This is a genomic window from Actinomadura coerulea, from assembly GCF_014208105.1.
Lineage (GTDB): Bacteria > Actinomycetota > Actinomycetes > Streptosporangiales > Streptosporangiaceae > Spirillospora > Spirillospora coerulea.
The window spans coordinates 6459923-6476902 of record NZ_JACHMQ010000001.1; the positions used below are offsets into that span (position 1 = coordinate 6459923).

Consider the following 16980-nt stretch of genomic DNA (forward strand, 5'->3'; position numbering starts at 1 on the left):
GAAAACGGATTCCATGGACGGTTCACGCGAGCATGGAGAGGGAATCGTCGTCGCCGTCCCGGCCGGAGGCCGCCTCGTGGAACTCGGTCAGCCCCCACAGCAGCGCGGCCTGCGCGGCCGCCGGCATCTCGGCCAGCACGCGGGTGAGGCTCTCGCGCCGCCGCAGCCGGAGCCGGTCGAGCAGCTCCTGCCCGTCGCCGCTCAGCCGGACGGTGACCTGGCGCCGGTCGCGGCCCGGGTCGCGCGTGAGCAGCCCGGCCGCCTCCAGCCGGTCGCACAGCCGGCTCGCCGACGACACCAGGGCGCCGAGCTCGCCCGCCAGCCGGCTGATGTTGACCGGCCCCCGCTCCAGGACGAACAGCGCGCGCAGCTGCGTGGACGGAATAGGGACATCCGGGGCATTGTGGGCGCGCGACCATACGTTCAACAGGGTGGAGGCCGCATTGTCGAGCGCAGCCGCGAGGTCCGCGGCGTCCTCACCCGACGTGGCCACCATGCCCTCCACTGTTACACACGACGTCGCCCACGGCATCCCGGGACCTGCGGGTCCGCCGGCCGCCGGAACCGTGCGGCGACGGGGCGAGGATCGAGATGCACGGTGCACGCGCGGAGAACGGGCCGTTCGAGGCGGCCAGGAAGGCGATCTGGGCGGCCCCGCCGAACGAGGTGATCTCCGTCGCGGCCGACCTGCTCGACCGGCACGCCGGCGGCACGGACACCGAGGTCCTGGTGATCGACTACCGGCAGACGTTCCTGGTCCGGACGCGCTCCGCCGGCGACGACGTCCCCGTGGACAACACGCCGCCGGGCCGGGCGTTCGCGTCGCAGCGGATGGTCCGGGAGGACGGGGGCGGCCTCGCCCACCTGCCGCTGACCGTGAAGGGGGAGCGGATCGGGATCCTGTCGGTGCGGCTCCCGGACGGCGGGCCGCCCTGGCTGGACGACTTCGCCGGCGTGCTCGCCCGCGCCCTCAAGATCGCTGATCAGGCCACCGACACGTACCGGCGCCTGCGCCGGCGGACGCGGCTGACGCTGGCCGCCGAGATGCAGTGGGACATGCTGCCCGCGCCCGCCTACGAGGCGACCGAGCTCTGCTTCGCGGGCCAGTTGGAGCCCGCCTACGCGGTGTGGGGCGACGCGTTCGACTGGGCCGCGTCCGGCGGGCGGTTCACGCTGACCGTCAGCAACGGGATGGGGTCGGGCACCGAGTCGGCGGAGCTCACCCATCTGGCGATCAGCGCGCTGCGCAACGCGCGCCGGTCCGGCGGCGACATCGTGGAGCAGGCCGAGCTCGCCGACGAGGCGGTGTTCGGACGGCACCGGGGCGAGCGGCTCGTGGACGCGCTGCTGCTGGAGTTCGACCTCGCCGACGGGCGGGTCCGGGCCATCGACGCGGGCTCGCCGAGGATCACCCGGATGCGGGGCGGCACCACGGATCGGATCGGGTTCGAGGCGCAGATGCCGCTCGGGATGTTCGGCGACACCCGCTACGTGCCCCAGGAGTTCGCCGTGGAGCCGGGCGACCGGCTGGTCATCGTCAGCGACGGCGTGCACGCCGCCCGATCGCCCGCCGGGGTCCTGTACGGGGACGCCGGGCTGCCCCAGGCGATGCGCGCCACCCGGCTGCAGGACCCGCCCGAGGCCGTCCGGACCATGGTCCGGCACTACGTCGGCTTTCACGAGGACACGGAGCCGTCCGACGACGCGGTCATCGTGTGCGTCGACTGGACGGGCCGGAACCCGGACGCGGGCCAGGCGGTCGAGGAAACCTGACCACCGCGCCGGAGCGGCCGCCGCTCCGGTCGCCGCCGCAGCCGGATGCGCCGGGCTCGGCGGGCCGATGACCGGATGCGCCGGTGGGCGCGGAAGGGATCCGCGAAGCTCTCGTCGCCCCGGTTCAGGCGCCGGGGGGTCAGTCGTCCCCGTCTCCGGTGCTCTCCGCGGTGCTTTCGTCGGCGTCGTCTTCGGAGCCGGTCGACGGCTGGGCGGGCAGCGTCCACCGGAACGTGGTCCCGGGGCCGGTCTCCGCGTCCGGCCCGGCGTGCTCGCCGGCGTCGAGCCAGATGCGCCCGCCGTGGTACTCGACGATCTTCTTGCACAGCGCCAGGCCGATGCCCGTGCCGGTGTACTCCTCGCGCGAGTGCAGCCGCTGGAAGATGAGGAAGATCCGGTCGGCGTAGCGGGGGTCGATGCCGATGCCGTTGTCGGCGCAGCCGAACTCCCACTCGTCCCCGGCGCGGCGGACGTCGATGGTGACGCGCGGCGGCACGCCCTCCCGCCGGAACTTGATCGCGTTGCCGACGAGGTTCTGGAACAGCTGGACGAGCTGGGTGCGGTCGCCGGGCACGTCGGGCAGCTCCGCCACCTCGACCTCGGCGCCGGTCTCCTCGCGCAGCGTGGAGAGGTTGTCCAGCGCCTGCCGGACGACCTCGTCCAGGTCGACGGAGTCCTCGGGCCGCGCCATCCGCCCGACGCGCGAGAAGCTCAGCAGGTCGTTGATCAGGGCCTGCATGCGCTTGGCGCCGTCCACGGCGAACGCGATGTACTGCTTCCCGCGGTCGTCGAGCTGGTCCCCGTAGCGGCGTTCGAGCATCTGGCAGAAGCTGGCGACCTTGCGCAGCGGCTCCTGGAGGTCGTGGCTCGCGACGTAGGCGAACTGCTCCAGTTCGGCGTTGGAGCGGCGCAGCTCCTCGGTCTGCTCGTCGAGCCGGCGGGACTTGTCCTCGCTGGTGCGCCACTCCTCGATGATCCGGGCGCGCATCGCGTCGATGATCGCCGCCAGTTCGTTGATCTCCGCCGGGCCGGAGACGTCGAGGCGGTGCCCGAAGTCGCCCTCGGAGACGGCCCGGACGCGTCCGGTCAGGGACGACACCGGCGTCAGCACCGTCCGGCGGAACAGCACGGCGAGCAGCAGCGCGGCGACGACGACCATGGCGAGCGCGGCGAACGTGGACCACTGGGCGGTCAGCGCGCGGGAGTTCAGCTCCGCGGCGGCCCGGTCGTGCATCTCGGTGATGCCGGCCTGCAGCGGCGTCATGTCGCCGCGCGCCTGCACGAGCAGGCGGGTCGCCAGCCGGCTCTCGCCGCGGTCGACGCCCTGGCCGCCGGGCCCGGCCGCGATCCGGTCGGCGAACCCGGCCCGCCAGGCGCGCGAGTCGGCGGTCGCCTTGGCGAGGAGCCGGTCGACGTCCCCGTGGCCGGGCACCCCGGCGAGGAGGCGGCGCATGCGGGCGGCGGACGCCGCCTCCTGGCGCACGGCGGCCCGGTACTGCTCGACGTGCTCGCGCCCGCCCTCCTCGGCGTACGCGCGGATGGCGATGTCCTGCCCGGTGACGGCCGTGGAGAGCCGGAACTGCTCCAGCGTCGCCGGGTCGACGCGCTCGATCAGGACGTCGCGGGCCTGCTCGTTGCCGTACATCGCCATGCCGGTCTGCACGAACGCGGCCAGCAGGAGGGCGCCGAGGACGGCGGAGCCGATCCGGTAGATCTGGACGAGCCGGACCCGGCCCATCCCCTGCCCCTCGGGAATCTGCGCGCCGGGCAGCACGGCGCCCGGCCCGGTGGCCCGGTGCCCGCCGGCGGGCTCGGCGGCCCGGCCCGCCTCCGCGGACGTCGCGGCGGTCACCGGTGGTCACCCCGGCTCAGCATCAGCAGGGCGAGGTCGTCGGCCAGGACGTCCCCGTTCAGCCGTTCGGCCTCCGCGATCAGCCCGTCGACGAGCACGTCGCCGCGCCTCCCCTCCTCGTGCGCGGCCCTGGCGAGCCGCAGCAGACCGGCCAAGTCGAGGTGCCCGCCGTCCTCCCCGGCGGAACCCTCGATCAGCCCGTCGGTGTAGAGCAGCAGTCCCCACTCGTCGCCGAGCTCCAGGTCGGCGGCGGGCCACCGGGCGCCCGGAAGCAGCCCGAGCGCCGGCCCCCGCGGCTCGTCCGGGAGGGGCTCCACGCCGCCCGGCGCGAAGAAGAGCGGGCACGGATGCCCGGCGCGGTGCACCCGGGCGGTGCGCCGGTCCGGCGCGATCGTCACCATGCAGACGGTCGTGAAGATCTCGTCGCTCCACCGCTCGTGCTGCAGGACGGCGTCGAGGGTGTCGAGCAGGCGCGAGCCCGTGTGCCCGGCGAGCACGAGCGTCCGCCACGCCATGCGGAGCCGGACGCCGAGGGACGCCTCGTCGGCGCCGTGCCCGCTCACGTCGCCGATCACGGCGTGCACGGCGCCGTCGGCGGTCTCCACGGTGTCGTGGAAGTCGCCGCCGAGCAGCGCGCGGTCGCGTCCGGGCCGGTAGCGGGTGTGGTGCCGCAGCTCCCGGTCGTGCAGGATCGGCACGGGCAGCAGGCCGCGCTCCAGCCGGGCGTTCTCGCGGCTGAGCGCCCGCGCCTCGACGAGCTGCCGCTCGGACTCGTCGGCGCGCTTGCGCTCGATCGCGTAGCTGATCGCCCGGGTGAGCAGCGCGCCGTCCGCGTCCTGCTTGACGAGGTAGTCCTGGGCTCCGGCGGCGACGGCCGCGACGCCGACGTGCGCGTCGGCGAGCCCGGTCAGCACCAGCACGGCGGTGGCCGGCGCGTGCTCGCGCACCTGGTGGAGGGCGTCGAGGCCCCGCGCGTCCGGGAGGGAGAGGTCGACGATGACGCACTGGATGTCGGGCCGCAGCGCGTCGAGGGCCTCGGCGAGCGTGGCCGCGACGGTGATCCGCAGGCCGGGCTGCGCCTCGGTCAGCAGCTCCTCGAACAGGAACGCGTCGCCGGGATCGTCCTCGACGAGAAGGAGGTGCGGGGAACCGGCGACACCGAGGAGCCGCTCCGCACCGCGACTGGGCATCGCGGCCATGTCTCAGCTCCTTCTGTCCGGCGTGGCCGGGTCGATGTCGGGTTGGAGGCCCTTGCCATCGAGCAAATGTTAGAGGCATCGGGCGCTCGGGGGGCACGCGGAGCGGCCGAACGGCGCTCGTCCGGCGGAACCCGCTCCCCTTTCGGTAACGATGCCGTCCCCCGCGCCACTACCCCGTGACATGACCTGAACGGACGGACGGAGGAGCACGCGGTGGCAGACGAGGCCCCCGATGAACAGCGCTTCACCGCGATCTACGACGAGTGCCGCCAGCGCGTGTGGGCCTACGCCGCCGCCCGCGCCGGCGGCCAGGTCGCGGACGAGGTGGTGAGCGAGACCTTCGCCGTGGCGTGGCGGCGGCTCGCCGACGTCCCCGACCCGGCGCTGCCGTGGCTGCTCGGCGTCGCGCGGAACGTGCTGCGCGACGGGCACCGCGCGCGGGTGCGCCGCGAGTCGTTCGCGGCCGAGCTCGGGCGGTGGGCGCCGCGCTGGACCGGCGACGTCGCCGAGGACGTGGCCGAGCGGCTCGCGGTGCTGCGCGCGATGGCGGCGCTGCCCGAGGGGGACAGGGAGATCCTGATCCTCATCGCCTGGCAGGGCCTGACGCCGCGCGAGGCCGCCCGGGTGGTCGGCTGCTCGCCCGCGGCGCTGCGGGTGCGCCTGCACCGCGCGCGCCGCCGCCTGGTCCGCGCGGCCGAGGACGAGCAGTCGGACGCCCGCACGGCATCCGCCCGCCCGGACCCGCCCCGGCCGCCCGCCCGAACCGACACCGGACCGGGGTCGGCGGGCGCGGCGGCACAGGGAGCACGGTCGCAGGTCGGAGTCATCAAGGAGGAAACGGCATGAGCGGAGCGAACCGGGGGGTGCGGGGGGTCGTCCCCCCGCCGGGAAACGGCATGAGGGATGTGATGCGGGTGTTGCGGGATTCCAGGCCTGAGGAGATGGACCCGGGTGCGCCGGTGGACGAGGGCGTGCGGCAGGCCGAGCTGGCGCGTGCCATGGCGGCGCCGCGTCCGGAGGCCGGGAGCGCCGCGCCCGTGCGGCGGCGAGTGCGGCCGGTCTGGGGGCTCGGGCTCGCCGGGGCGGTCGCGGCGGGGGCGGTCGCCGCGGCGGCGGTGCTCGTCGTTCCCGGCGGGGACGGGACGGAGCCGGGCAGGACGGCGGGCGGGGGCGGCGAGCGGGTGCTCGACGCGAGGACCGTCCTGCTCGCGGCGGCCGAGAAGGCGGACGGGCGGACCGAGACCATGCGGGCCTTCTGGCACCAGGTGACGGTGTCGTCCGCCACGTACACGGTGGGCAAGGGCGGCGGCGCCTACGCCGTCACGGTCAGGAGCAAGGCGGAGAGCTGGACGCCGAGCAGGCCGGGCGGCAAGGCGTGGGGCGCGGCGCAGGAGCTGGGGGCCAAGCCCGCGACCAAGGCGGACGAGGAGGCCTGGCGGCGCGCGGGGTCGCCCGGGACGTTCAAGATCGAGGTCCCCGTCGCCCCGACGCCCAAGGGCCGCCTGAAGGGGTTCACGGCGAAGACCACGGCGGGTCCGCGCAGTCTCAGCGGATCCGCGCTGGTCGACGGCGACAAGGTCTTCTGGCTCGGCCGCAACGTGAGCATGAAGGACCTGCGGGCGCTGCCGTCCGACCCGAAGCGGCTCAAGGCCGAGCTGCTGCGCTGGTACAAGGGCCACGACACCGAGTCGAGCCGGCCGATGTCCTCGGACCGGTGGCTCTACACCGTGGCGCGCGGACTGGTGATGGAGATGCCGGTGAAGCCGGGGGTGCGGGCGGCCGCGTTCCGGATGCTGGCCGGGCTTCCCGCGGTGCGGTCGCTCGGGAAGGTCACCGATCCGCAGGGGCGGACGGGGAACGCGATCGCGGTGGAGGAGAAGACGCCGCTGGGCGTCGTCCGGGAAGAAATGATCATTGATCTGGCATCGGGCGCCGCGCTGGCCAGCAGCAACGTCATGGTGGCGCCGGCGGCCGGGGTGAGCGTCCCGGCGGGGCGGACGATGTACTCGACCGCCCTGGTCGGCGCGGAATGGACCGATTCCAAGCCGCGCTGACGTCATTGGGGAAGGGACGGTGCCGGCGCGGTGCCGTCCCTTCCCGGCGTTAGTGGCCGGGTTGTGATCAAGCGCTTCTGGGAGTGCGGCGCGCGGTTTTCTGTGCGGCTTTGCGGCCCGCGGCGGCCGCCTTGGCGCGGTTCAGGCTTTCGCGGACCTTGGCGGCTCCGCGCGCCGCGGTCACGGTGTCCTTGGCACGCCCGGCGTAAACAGCGAGCACCTCGGCGACGGGGGGAGGCTGCCATTCCTCCTTCGCCGCGGTCGGCAGGACGGGGAGAGGCGGGGCGGCGGAGTTTCCGGACACGGGGTTTCCAGTCACGGGGACGAGCGCGAGATGGGATTGGCAGTGCGGGCACTGCACCCCCGGATGGGTGTCTCTGCTCATAACAACAATCATTACGCGTGGGTCTGACAAAACAACCCCCCGCCTTTAGCGGGCCGCCGGGCGCTTATGTGCGGCGGGCGGTCATGTGCGCGGCGCGGACGCCGCCCGTGCGGTCGTCGTGCCGCGTCCGGTCGTCGTGGCGCACCACCGACGCGCCGCAGCACAGCAGCGCGATGATGACGGCGAGCCAGGCCACCGCGCGTCCCGCGCGCAGCCCGTATCCGCAGGTGATCCAGAGAAGGTGCAGGCCGGCGCGGCGCCACGGGTCGCGCTCGCCGTGCCGCCGCATCTCCAGCGCGCTGTAGCGGAAGTCGCGGGCGAGGCGGACGCTGTCGGAGTCGGCCGTGGCACGGGCCAGTTCCTGGTAGAGCGTGCGCAGGCGGTCGTCGCGGCCGGCGCCGCCGGCGAGGTCCTCGGCGAGGACGGCCCGGTCGCGGCGGCGCCACGGGCGCAGCCGGCGCCGGCCGGGCGCGGTCGCGAACGCGCAGTCGCCGGAGATCCGCAGCGCGTCCGGCCGCCGCAGCCCGAGGAAGCCGCAGCCGCTGAGGTCGATGTCGGCGAGCAGCAGCCGGGTCGCGTCGGCGCGGCGCAGCGACAGCAGCCGGACGCCGGACGGGCCGCTACCGGCGGGCGGCTCGGTGAGCCCCTGGATCGGGTGGGCCAGCGCCCGGACGGCGGCAGGGCCCTCGAACACCGCGTCCTCCAGGTCGAGTGCGGCGTGCCGGAGCCGGAAGTCGGCCTCCCCGTGGACGATCGCGCCGCGGGCGATGACCTGCCGCGCCGCCGCGTGCACCCGCAGCCCGCCGTGCACGGTGGCGTCCGACAGCCCGATCCGGCCGCCCGCCGCCAGCGGGCCGAGCCAGGCGCCGTGCCGGAACCGCGCCCGCTCGAACCGGGCATGGCGCGCCACCTGGACGCGCTTGAACGACACGTCGCCGCGGAAGCAGGCGCCCTGCATCGCCGCGTCCCGCCCGAACCGGGCGCGGTCGAAGCAGGCCGCGCCCATGAGCACGGCGCCGCGGAAGGCGGCGTCGGCGTGCCACCGCGTCTCGCCGAAGAGGGCGTCGCCGGTGAACACCGCCTCCTCGAACGTGGCGTGCCGGTGGAAGCGGGCCTCGTGGAAGGACGCGTTGCGCCCGAAGCGCGCCCCCCGGAACGAGACGTTGCCGAAGAACCGGGCGTCGTAGAACGACGCGCCGCCGAGGAAGCGGGCGCCGTCGAACGAGCTGTCGCCCTCGACGCACAGGCCGCGCAGTCCCGCGTCCGCCGGCAGCACCGCCCCGTCGAACCGGGCCCGGCCGAGGTGGGGCCGCCCGTCGGGCCCGGTGACGGCGTCCAGCACCCCGTCCAGCAGCCACGGCGGGACGGTGACGCCGCGCAGGTCGAGGTCGGCGCCGGGGCGCAGGGAGCCCGTGAACCGCTCGAACTCGCGGGGGCGCAGGTGGGCGGGGCAGCCGCCGAGGTCGCCCGCGGCCCGGCCGGTGCAGCCGTCGACGGCGGTGCAGCGCGGCCAGAACACCATGGGCGGCGAAGCCTCGTGAGGAGTCACGGTGTTCGTTCTACCCACGCGGGGGCGCGCAGTGAAGGTCTCTTGGTGGCCAGGTCGTTGAACCCCCCGGCCACGTTCGGCGGGGGCGGCCGGACCGGAGTGATCTGGGGGAACCGCGGGAATGATCGACGTATCAGATACCTCGGTGGAACCCGCACGTTCGACTTTCGTTAACCTAAGTCAGGGAAAATTCTGGCATGACCGTCAATCCAGGACATGTCCCTCCGCAATCCGAGGCGCTGCCCGACGACCGCTTCCTCGACCGTGAGGAGAGCTGGCTGAGATTCAACCAGCGCGTCCTGGAGCTCGCCGAGGACCCGGGGCTGCCGCTGCTGGAACGCGTCCGCTTCCTGTCGATCTTCTCCAGCAACCTGGACGAGTTCTTCATGGTCCGCGTCGCCGGGCTCGCCCGCCGGATGGCGACCGGCCTGGCCGTCCAGTCCGCGAGCGGCCGCCAGCCCCGCGAGGTGCTGGCGCGCACCGGCGTGGTCGCGCACGAGCTGATGCAGCGGCACGCGTCGTGCTTCCGCAAGGAGATCCTGCCCGCGCTCGAGGACGAGGGCATCGACCTCCTGCGCTGGGACGAGCTGGCCGAGACCGAGCAGGAGCGGCTGCGGCGGCTCTTCCGCGACCGGATCTACCCGGTGCTCACCCCGCTCGTCGTCGACTCCGCGCACCCGTTCCCCTACATCTCGGGCCTGTCGCTGAACCTCGCGGTGATCGTCCGCGACCCGGAGACCGACGCCACGATGTTCGCCCGGGTGAAGGTGCCGCCGCTGCTGCCGCGCTTCATCGAGGCCTCCCCCGACCGGTTCACGCCGCTGGAGGACGTCATCGCGGCGCACCTCGGGCAGCTGTTCGTCGGGATGGAGGTCGTCGAGCACCACGCGTTCCGGGTCACCCGCAACCAGGACCTGGAGATCGACGACGACATCAGCGAGGGCCTGCTCCAGGCGCTCGAACGCGAGCTGCTGCGGCGCCGGTTCGGCCCCGTCGTCCGGCTGGAGGTCGAGGAGTCGATCTCCGAGGGGGTGCTGGACCTGCTCACCTCCGAGCTGGGGGTGGACGAGGGCCAGATCTACCGCGTGGTCGGGCCGCTGGACCTCGGCGGCCTCGCCGCCATCGCCGACCTCGACCGCCCGGAGCTGAAGTACCCCCCTTTCGTCCCGTCGAAGGAAGCGCTGCCGGAGGACGCGAGCATCTTCAGCGCCATCCGTGAGCGCGACGTCCTCGTCCACCACCCCTACGACTCGTTCACCACGACCGTCCAGCGGCTGATCGAGGACGCCGCGACCGACCCGCGCGTCCTGGCGATCAAGCAGACTCTGTACCGGACGAGCGGCGACTCGCCGATCGTGGACGCGCTGATGAGCGCCGCCGAGGCCGGCAAGCAGGTCGTGGTCGTCGTCGAGCTGAAGGCCCGGTTCGACGAGCGCGCCAACATCGCCTGGGCGCGCAAGCTGGAGACCGCCGGCTGCCATGTCGTCTACGGGTTCGTCGGGCTGAAGACGCACTGCAAGCTCGCGCTGATCGTCCGGCAGGAGTCCGAGGGCCACCTGCGCCGCTACTGCCACATCGGCACCGGCAACTACCACCCGAAGACCGCGCGCCTGTACGAGGACTTCGGGCTGCTCACCGCCGACCCCGAGGTCGGCGAGGACGTCAGCGCCCTGTTCAACCACCTCACCGGCTACTCGCGGCAGAGCTCCTACCACCGGCTGCTCGTCGCGCCGAACAGCCTGCGCTCCGGGCTCGTCCAGCGGATCGAGCACGAGATCGACAACCGCCGGGCCGGGCACCCCGCCCGCGTCCGGATCAAGTGCAACGCCCTGGTGGACGAGGTGATCATCGACGCGCTCTACCGGGCGTCGCGGGCCGGGGTCCCGGTGGACGTCTGGGTCCGCGGGATCTGCGCGCTGCGCCCCGGCGTGCCCGGCCTGTCGGACATGATCCGCGTGCGCAGCGTCCTCGGCCGGTTCCTGGAGCACTCCCGCGTGTTCGCGTTCGAGAACGGCGGCGAGCCGGAGGTGTGGCTCGGCAGCGCCGACCTGATGCACCGCAACCTGGACCGGCGCGTCGAGGCCCTCGTCACCGTCAACGACCGGGCCCAGCGCGACGACCTGCTCGCCCTGATGGACCGGGCCATGGACGACCACACCCACGCCTGGGCGCTCGACGCTGAGGGCACCTGGACGCGCAGCCTGGCCGGCGCGGGCGAGACCCTCCTGGACATCCAGACCCATCTGGTGAAGAGCCGCCGGTGGAGGACGATCGATGCCTGACGTCATCATGGCCGCCGGAGCGCTGCTGTGGCGCGACGGCCCCGAGTTCGCGCTGATCCACCGGCCCCGCCACGACGACTGGTCATTCCCCAAGGGCAAGGTCGACCCGGGCGAGCACGTGCTGCGCGCCGCCGTCCGCGAGGTCGAGGAGGAGACCGGCGTCGTCCCCCGCCTCGGGCGGCGCCTCTCGACCGTCTCCTACCAGCTCGGTGGGCGGACCAAGCGGGTCGAGTACTGGGCGGCCCGCCCGGTCGCCGTGAGCGCGTTCGCCCCCAACGAGGAGGTGGACGAGCTGGTCTGGCTGCCGGCGAAGGAGGCCGAGGCCCGGCTCAGCTACCGGCACGACGTCGACCTGCTCCACGAGTTCCTGGCGGGGCCGCTCGACACCGCGCCGCTGGTCATCCTGCGGCACGCCCGCGCGGGGGAGAAGAGGGCGTGGCGGGAGGCCGACGAGCTGCGCCCGCTGGACGAGGCCGGCCGCGCCGAGGCGTCCGACCTCGCCGGGCTGCTGCACTCCTACGGGCCCATGCGGACCGTCAGCTCGGCGACCGCGCGGTGCCTGGAGACCGTCCTGCCCTACGCGCGGCGCGTCCGCGCGCCCGTCGAGACGGAGGCGGCGTTCACGGTCGGCGAGACCAACCCGGACCGGGCCGTGGAGCGGCTGCTGTCCATGGCGGGCACGCCCGCGATGGTGTGCACGCACGGCGAGGTCGTGTCCGAGCTCATCGCCGGCCTCTGCCGGAAACTGGGCGAGAAGCTCCCGGACGACACGACCCTCGACAAGGCCGAGTTCTGGACCGCCCACCTGGCCGACGGCACGCTGACCGCCCTCGAACGCCACACCTCCCGGACGGCGCAGACCTGACGAAGCGGGCCTGACGAAGCGGGCCCGACGGGGTGCGCGTGGTCTGCCTCCGGCCCCACGCGATCCCCGCGTCGGTCCGGACCGGCCGCACCGCGGACGGGGGTGAGAGCGTCCGGCCGGTCAGAACGAGGGGCCCAGGGTCCGTGACCAGGTGGTCACCAGGAGGTCGCGGGCCTTGTCCGCCTCCGCCCGCTCCCTGCCGTACAGGACGCCGACCGCGAAGGCGTCCGCCGTCGTGCGGGCGCGGGCGACGGCCCGTTCGAGGTGCTCCATCGCGATCATGGCGTCCTGGTGGGCGCCGAGGACCTCCTGGATGCGCTTGGTGTCCTTGACCACCCGCTTGGCGGCCGCGCCCAGCACGGGAACCGCCAGCTCGGCCGCGTACCGGGCGCGCTTGGCCGCCTTGCGCGTCTCGTGGCGGGCGAGGTCGGGGTCGGCGGACGTCTTGATCGACGCGTAGTCCCCGGCCAACCGGTCCCAGGCCCGGGTGACGAGCGCGGGAAGCTCCTTGCGGGCCTTCTTGCCCGCCACGGCCGCCAGCGGCGGATCGGCGACCAGCCTGTCGAGGCCGTCGAGCAGCGCGAAGTACCGCGCGTCCCGCAGGGCCGCGTTCAGGTGCCGGTACGCGGCCCGCTCGTGCCGCTCCAGGTCGTCCAGCAGGAAGGGCGGCGCCTCCGCGAACCTCGCCCGCAGCACCTCCAGGTCGCGGACCTCGCCGAGGGCCTGCGCCACCCATCGCAGCTCGGGCCCGAGGGGCGCGGTGCGCTCCGCGTCCAGGACGGGCCGGTAGCTGCGCAGGACGCTCCTCGTCCTGCGCACGGCGACCCGCATGCGGTGGACGGCGTCGTCCTCGCCCAGCCGCGCCCCCGGGTCGAACCGCAGGATCGACTCGACCTGCTCGGCGAGGTAGGCCAGCACGACCTCCCCGGTCGTGATCGCGGGGGCCTTCCCGTTGCTGGTCGCGGCCGTGATCCGCGACCGGGCCCGGGCCCGCTGGCGGGCCGCCTCCGACGGCGCGACACCGTCCCCGAGCAGCCTCGCCAGCTTGGACGCCGACTTGGACCTCTTCGCGCCGGCCTTGCGCAGGCGCTTGCCCGCGGCCTTCAGCAGCTCCGGCGTCCCCGTGCCGAGCTCGACCTCGATCTCCCGCCACCGCTCGGGCTCGGCCTCCCGCCCGCGCCCGGTGACCAGGTCGTCGGCGACCTCCGCGAGGGCCTCGCCGTCCGCGCCGAGCAGGCGCACGACCGTCCGGCGGGTCTCCAGGGTCGCGACGGGGCGCAGCTCCGCCCCGCGGGTGTGCGCGGCGACCAGCCCGGACAGGCGCGCCGGGACGAGCAGGGGCCGCCCGAGCGGCGCCCGGAACTCGTGCTTGCCGTCCTGCCCGGCCGGCATCTTCAGGTGCCAGCCCGCGTCCGGCCCGCCCCGCCGGCGGCGCAGCGTGATCCTGTTGGCCGCCAGCCGCAGGTCCGGGGTGTCGAAATAGGTGGCGTGCAGCTCCCGGACCTCGGGCTCCCCGACCGACGCCACGCCCGCGAGCCCGTCGAGCTCCGGCAGGGCGAACCCGGCCGGGGCGTCGTACTTCTGCTCGATCTCCAGATGCCGCTCGGCCACGCGCTGCTCCTCAAGGACGGGTGACAAACCGGGTGCACACCCAGATAGCCAGCATTCCACGTCAAAGTGAACAACGACCGAAATCTCCCCGGCCCCCAGGGGACCAGGACGGCGCGGCAGGTGGTGATGATCAGTTCGTCGACCCGCGGCGGCGGGAGCCGGCGAACGCGTCGCCGAGGGCAGGATCTTCTGGCTGCACCAGTACACCGACACGGCACGGTGGCGGGACGCCCTCGTCCCGTGAACCGCCGCCGCCCGGCGAGGGCTCAGTCGAGGTGGTACTTCATCCCCATGTGGGACGGGTGGAAGCCGATCTTCTGGTAGAAGCGGATGGCGTCCGGGCGCTGGCGGTCGGTGGTGAGCTGCACGACGCGGCAGCCGCGGGCGCGGGCCCGGTCGAGGGCCCAGGTGATCATCAGCTGGCCGAGCCCGGCGCCGCGCTGCTCGGCGGCGATGCGGACGCCCTCGATCTGGGCGCGCTCGGAGCCGGTGTAGGTGAGGCCGGGGATGAAGGTGAGCTGGAGCGTGCCGGCGACCGCCCCGGCCACCTCGGCGACGACCAGGGTGTTGTTGGGGTCCCGCTCGATCGCGGCGAACGCTCTGAAGTAGGCCTCCGGTATCTCCTCACCCGGTGTTTCACGGGTGGAACCCAGGGGATCGTCGGCGAGTAGCCGGACGATCTCAGGGAGATCGTCCAACGTCGCCTCGCGGAAGGTCACTTCTTGATCACTCTGCACGCCTTCCAGGCTATCGGGACGCTAAGTTGCAGCGTTCGCCCATGTCTTGTAGTACTACGATGTGTAGTACTACGCTGAGTGGAGATCCCCGGCTCGGACGGCGGTCTCATCGCCGCGCAGGGAGAAGTCAATGCACAACACCGGGTCAATGCACAACACGGAGAACGAGGAACACTGGACCGACCACGCCATCTGCCGCGGCGCGGATCCTGACCTGTTCTTCCCGATCGGCTACTCCGCGCCCGTGCTCCAGGCACAGGAGGACGCGGCCAAGGAGATCTGTTCCCACTGCCCCGTGCGGGCCGACTGCCTCGCGTGGGCGCTGCGGGTGGGGGAGCCCGACGGCATCTGGGGCGGGACGACCCCCGAGGAGCGGCGCTACCTGCGCCGGACGGCCGACGCCCCGGCGCGGCGGCCGCTGCCGGTGATAGTGGTGCGCGGCGACGCCTCCGAGTCGGAGCACGCGTCGGCCGCTTAGCGGGCCACCTCACCGAGGCGCCGCCTACAAGAAGGCCACCGGCACCTTTCGCCCGCCCCACGCGTTGGGGGAGTCAGGGACGCGCAGACTTTACGGTGGCTGACATGAGCTTTACCCCCGACCGGCAACGTTCCGAAGGTTTGGCGAAGCACGGCGCCCGCGCACTGGCGTCGGCGGTGCTGATCCTCACGGTGACCGCCGCGATGTGGGTGCTGGAGGCGTTCGACTACACGACGAACGGCTGGCTCGACCGGTTCGGGATCCAGCCGCGCGACGTGAACGACCTGCCGGACATCTTCACCGCGCCGTTCATGCACGCCGGCTTCGGGCACCTGACGGCCAACACGGTCCCGTTCCTGATCCTCGGGTTCGCCGCGGCGGCGCGGGGCATCGCCAAGTTCCTCGCCGCGAGCCTGATCATCATCGTGGTCGGCGGGCTCGGGGTGTGGTTCCTCAGTTCCGCCAACACGCTCGGGTCCAGCATCCTGATCTTCGGGTTCTTCGGCTACCTGGTGGGACGCGGGATCTTCGAGCGGCGGCTGCTCGACATCGCCATCGCGGTCGCCGTCGTCGCCGTCTACGGGACGATGCTGCTCGGCGTCCTGCCGAGCGACCCCACGATCTCCTGGCAGGGCCACCTCTTCGGGCTGCTCGGCGGCGTCCTCGCCTCGTGGTTCCTGCGCCGCGGCAGGACGGAGGCACCTCGGAGAATGCCCGACTAAAGGCCCTTTGTAGTGAATGGACGCCAATGTGGCGACTCCATTGTTTTGTCTTGTCCATGGCTCTTCTTGATCTTCGTCGGGTATCGGTCCCCCCGAGATGGGCGACGGCGCCCACCAGGGGAACGATCAGGGGGAGAAGGATGAGCGTGCGAAGAGCGATGGCCGTGGCGGCAGCGGGGACGGCAGCGGGGGCGTTCGTCGTGATCGGGGCGGGGACGGCGGAGGCGCAGACGGACACCCAGCTCTGCGAGTACTCCGTGACGGCACGGCACGGGCTCAACGTCCACGAGATGCCCAACGTGCATTCGAAGGTCGTGGGCGTCCTGAAGTACCACCAGAAGCCGTGGGCCGACTGCAAGACCAAGGGGTTCACCGAGATTCGCGGCAACGTCCCCGTTCAGCTCCGGCACGGGTTCATCGACGTGAAGTACCTGCACAAGATTCGCGTCATTCCCACCGGCGGTGTGAAGACGGGCGCGGGCGGCACCTCGACCGGCATGGACTCCGCACTCGCCGCCGCGGGTCTGGCCACGGTCCTCGCCGGCGGCGGGATGGCGCTCGCGGCACGGCGGCGGGCGACCGGCCCCGCCTGACCGGCCGGGACGGCGACGGGGCGATGGCAGGCCGGTGGCAGGCCGGTACGGCGACGCCCCGTCGCCCGTCAGGAGTGAACGGCGGCCGCGTCGCCCCGGAACGGCGACGCGGCCGTCACCTCCGCGAAGGGTTCGGCCTGACGGTGACGTCCGAGACGACGGCGTCCCGCGGCGTCTCCAGCGCGGCGACCAGCACGCGCGCGACCGTGGCGGGGGCCGCGAAGTCGTCCTCGGCGTAGGGGTGGCCCTCCTGGGCGCGCACGCTGCGCTGCATCTCCGTGGCCGTCCGCCCCGGGTAGACGCTCGTGACGCGCAGGGACGGCTCCTCCGCGCGCAGCGAGTCGGCCAGCGCGCGCAGGCCGAACTTGCTCGCCGCGTACGCCGACCACTCGGGGTTGGCGCGCAGCCCGGCGGTGGAGTTGACGAACACGACGTGCCCCTCGGCGGCGCGCAGCGCGGGCAGCAGCAGCCGCGTCAGCTCCGCGGCCGACACCAGGTTGACCGACAGGTGCTCCAGCCACTCGTCGGCCTCGGTGGCGGCGACCGTCCCCAGGTGCACCATGCCCGCCGCGTGGACGACGCCGTCCAGCCGGGCGGGGATCCCGGCCGCCGCGAGCCGCGCCTCGATGCGGCGCGGCTCGGTCAGGTCGAGCGGGACCGTGCCGATGGACGCCGCGCGCGGCGGCGACGCGACCGCCCCCCGGTTGATGACCTGCGTGGCCGCGTGCGCGCCTCCGCGCAGCGCCGCGGCGAGCTTGTCCAGGCGCTCGGCGGAGCGGCCGGTGAGGAGCAGGTCGTGCCCGCGCTCGCGCAGCAGTTCGGCGACCGCCGTGCCGATGCCGCCCGTCGCGCCCGTGATCAGATACGTGCCCATGGCGCC

Annotated in this window: 15 protein-coding genes; 8 read left to right on the top strand and 7 right to left on the bottom strand. The window is 73.6% G+C overall.

Features of this window, described 5'->3' with window-relative positions; translation table 11 throughout:
- Nucleotides 1-22 precede the first annotated feature (22 nt).
- Nucleotides 23-496, bottom strand: a complete 474-nt coding sequence (locus BKA00_RS29960; protein ID WP_185030730.1) for a MarR family winged helix-turn-helix transcriptional regulator — start codon at nucleotides 494-496, stop codon at nucleotides 23-25.
- 95 nt (nucleotides 497-591) lie between these two features.
- Between BKA00_RS29960 and BKA00_RS29965 the strand changes: the two genes are divergently transcribed.
- The gene (locus BKA00_RS29965) at nucleotides 592-1773 is read left to right on the top strand and encodes a PP2C family protein-serine/threonine phosphatase (RefSeq protein WP_185030732.1); all 1182 of its coding nucleotides are present in this window, start codon (nucleotides 592-594) and stop codon (nucleotides 1771-1773) included.
- 139 nt (nucleotides 1774-1912) lie between these two features.
- Here BKA00_RS29965 and BKA00_RS29970 read toward each other — a convergent pair whose 3' ends face one another.
- On the bottom strand, nucleotides 1913-3625 hold the full coding sequence (locus BKA00_RS29970; protein ID WP_338072172.1) for a sensor histidine kinase: 1713 nt from the start codon (nucleotides 3623-3625) through the stop codon (nucleotides 1913-1915).
- The gene (locus tag BKA00_RS29975; RefSeq protein WP_230298976.1) at nucleotides 3622-4824 is read right to left on the bottom strand and encodes a PP2C family protein-serine/threonine phosphatase; all 1203 of its coding nucleotides are present in this window, start codon (nucleotides 4822-4824) and stop codon (nucleotides 3622-3624) included. Before BKA00_RS29975 ends, BKA00_RS29970 begins: the two co-directional genes overlap by 4 nt.
- 213 nt (nucleotides 4825-5037) lie before the next feature.
- Here BKA00_RS29975 and BKA00_RS29980 point away from each other — a divergent pair, with 213 nt between their 5' ends.
- Nucleotides 5038-5670: an RNA polymerase sigma factor gene (locus tag BKA00_RS29980; protein WP_230298977.1), complete on the top strand. Its 633-nt coding sequence runs from the start codon at nucleotides 5038-5040 to the stop codon at nucleotides 5668-5670.
- 95 nt (nucleotides 5671-5765) lie between these two features.
- The gene (locus BKA00_RS29985) at nucleotides 5766-6878 is read left to right on the top strand and encodes a CU044_5270 family protein (RefSeq protein WP_185030734.1); all 1113 of its coding nucleotides are present in this window, start codon (nucleotides 5766-5768) and stop codon (nucleotides 6876-6878) included.
- A gap of 449 nt (nucleotides 6879-7327) precedes the next feature.
- Here BKA00_RS29985 and BKA00_RS29990 read toward each other — a convergent pair whose 3' ends face one another.
- A complete protein-coding gene (locus BKA00_RS29990; RefSeq protein WP_185030736.1) occupies nucleotides 7328-8812 on the bottom strand; it encodes a pentapeptide repeat-containing protein in 1485 nt (494 codons plus the stop codon).
- 197 nt (nucleotides 8813-9009) lie between these two features.
- Between BKA00_RS29990 and BKA00_RS29995 the strand changes: the two genes are divergently transcribed.
- Together BKA00_RS29995 and BKA00_RS30000 are read left to right on the top strand one after the other, a co-directional pair.
- A complete protein-coding gene (locus BKA00_RS29995; protein WP_185030738.1) occupies nucleotides 9010-11094 on the top strand; it encodes an RNA degradosome polyphosphate kinase in 2085 nt (694 codons plus the stop codon).
- Nucleotides 11087-11959 (top strand): NUDIX hydrolase, encoded by an 873-nt coding sequence (locus BKA00_RS30000; protein ID WP_185030740.1) that lies wholly within the window; start codon nucleotides 11087-11089, stop codon nucleotides 11957-11959. The genes BKA00_RS29995 and BKA00_RS30000 overlap by 8 nt, the downstream gene beginning before the upstream one ends.
- Before the next feature lie 120 nt (nucleotides 11960-12079).
- Here BKA00_RS30000 and BKA00_RS30005 read toward each other — a convergent pair whose 3' ends face one another.
- Together BKA00_RS30005 and BKA00_RS30010 are read right to left on the bottom strand one after the other, a co-directional pair.
- Nucleotides 12080-13570 (bottom strand): CYTH and CHAD domain-containing protein, encoded by a 1491-nt coding sequence (locus BKA00_RS30005; protein WP_230298978.1) that lies wholly within the window; start codon nucleotides 13568-13570, stop codon nucleotides 12080-12082.
- A 266-nt stretch (nucleotides 13571-13836) separates the two neighbouring features.
- Nucleotides 13837-14289 carry a GNAT family N-acetyltransferase gene (locus BKA00_RS30010; protein WP_185034973.1) on the bottom strand — a complete coding sequence of 151 codons (453 nt, stop codon included), beginning with the start codon at nucleotides 14287-14289 and terminating at the stop codon, nucleotides 13837-13839.
- A gap of 166 nt (nucleotides 14290-14455) precedes the next feature.
- Between BKA00_RS30010 and BKA00_RS30015 the strand changes: the two genes are divergently transcribed.
- The 3 genes from BKA00_RS30015 (at nucleotide 14456) to BKA00_RS30025 (ending at nucleotide 16100) form a co-directional block, all read left to right on the top strand.
- Nucleotides 14456-14785: a WhiB family transcriptional regulator gene (locus BKA00_RS30015; protein WP_179831811.1), complete on the top strand. Its 330-nt coding sequence runs from the start codon at nucleotides 14456-14458 to the stop codon at nucleotides 14783-14785.
- Between the two features lie 104 nt (nucleotides 14786-14889).
- Entirely contained in the window at nucleotides 14890-15507 is a 618-nt protein-coding gene (locus BKA00_RS30020; RefSeq protein WP_185030743.1) for a rhomboid family intramembrane serine protease, read from the top strand.
- A 140-nt stretch (nucleotides 15508-15647) separates the two neighbouring features.
- Nucleotides 15648-16100 (top strand): hypothetical protein, encoded by a 453-nt coding sequence (locus tag BKA00_RS30025; protein ID WP_185030745.1) that lies wholly within the window; start codon nucleotides 15648-15650, stop codon nucleotides 16098-16100.
- 115 nt (nucleotides 16101-16215) lie between these two features.
- On the opposite strand, the gene BKA00_RS30030 is transcribed toward BKA00_RS30025, so the two are convergent.
- Nucleotides 16216-16974, bottom strand: coding sequence for an SDR family oxidoreductase (locus tag BKA00_RS30030; RefSeq protein ID WP_185030747.1), 759 nt, complete (start codon nucleotides 16972-16974; stop codon nucleotides 16216-16218).
- Between the last annotated feature and the right edge of the window lie 6 nt (nucleotides 16975-16980).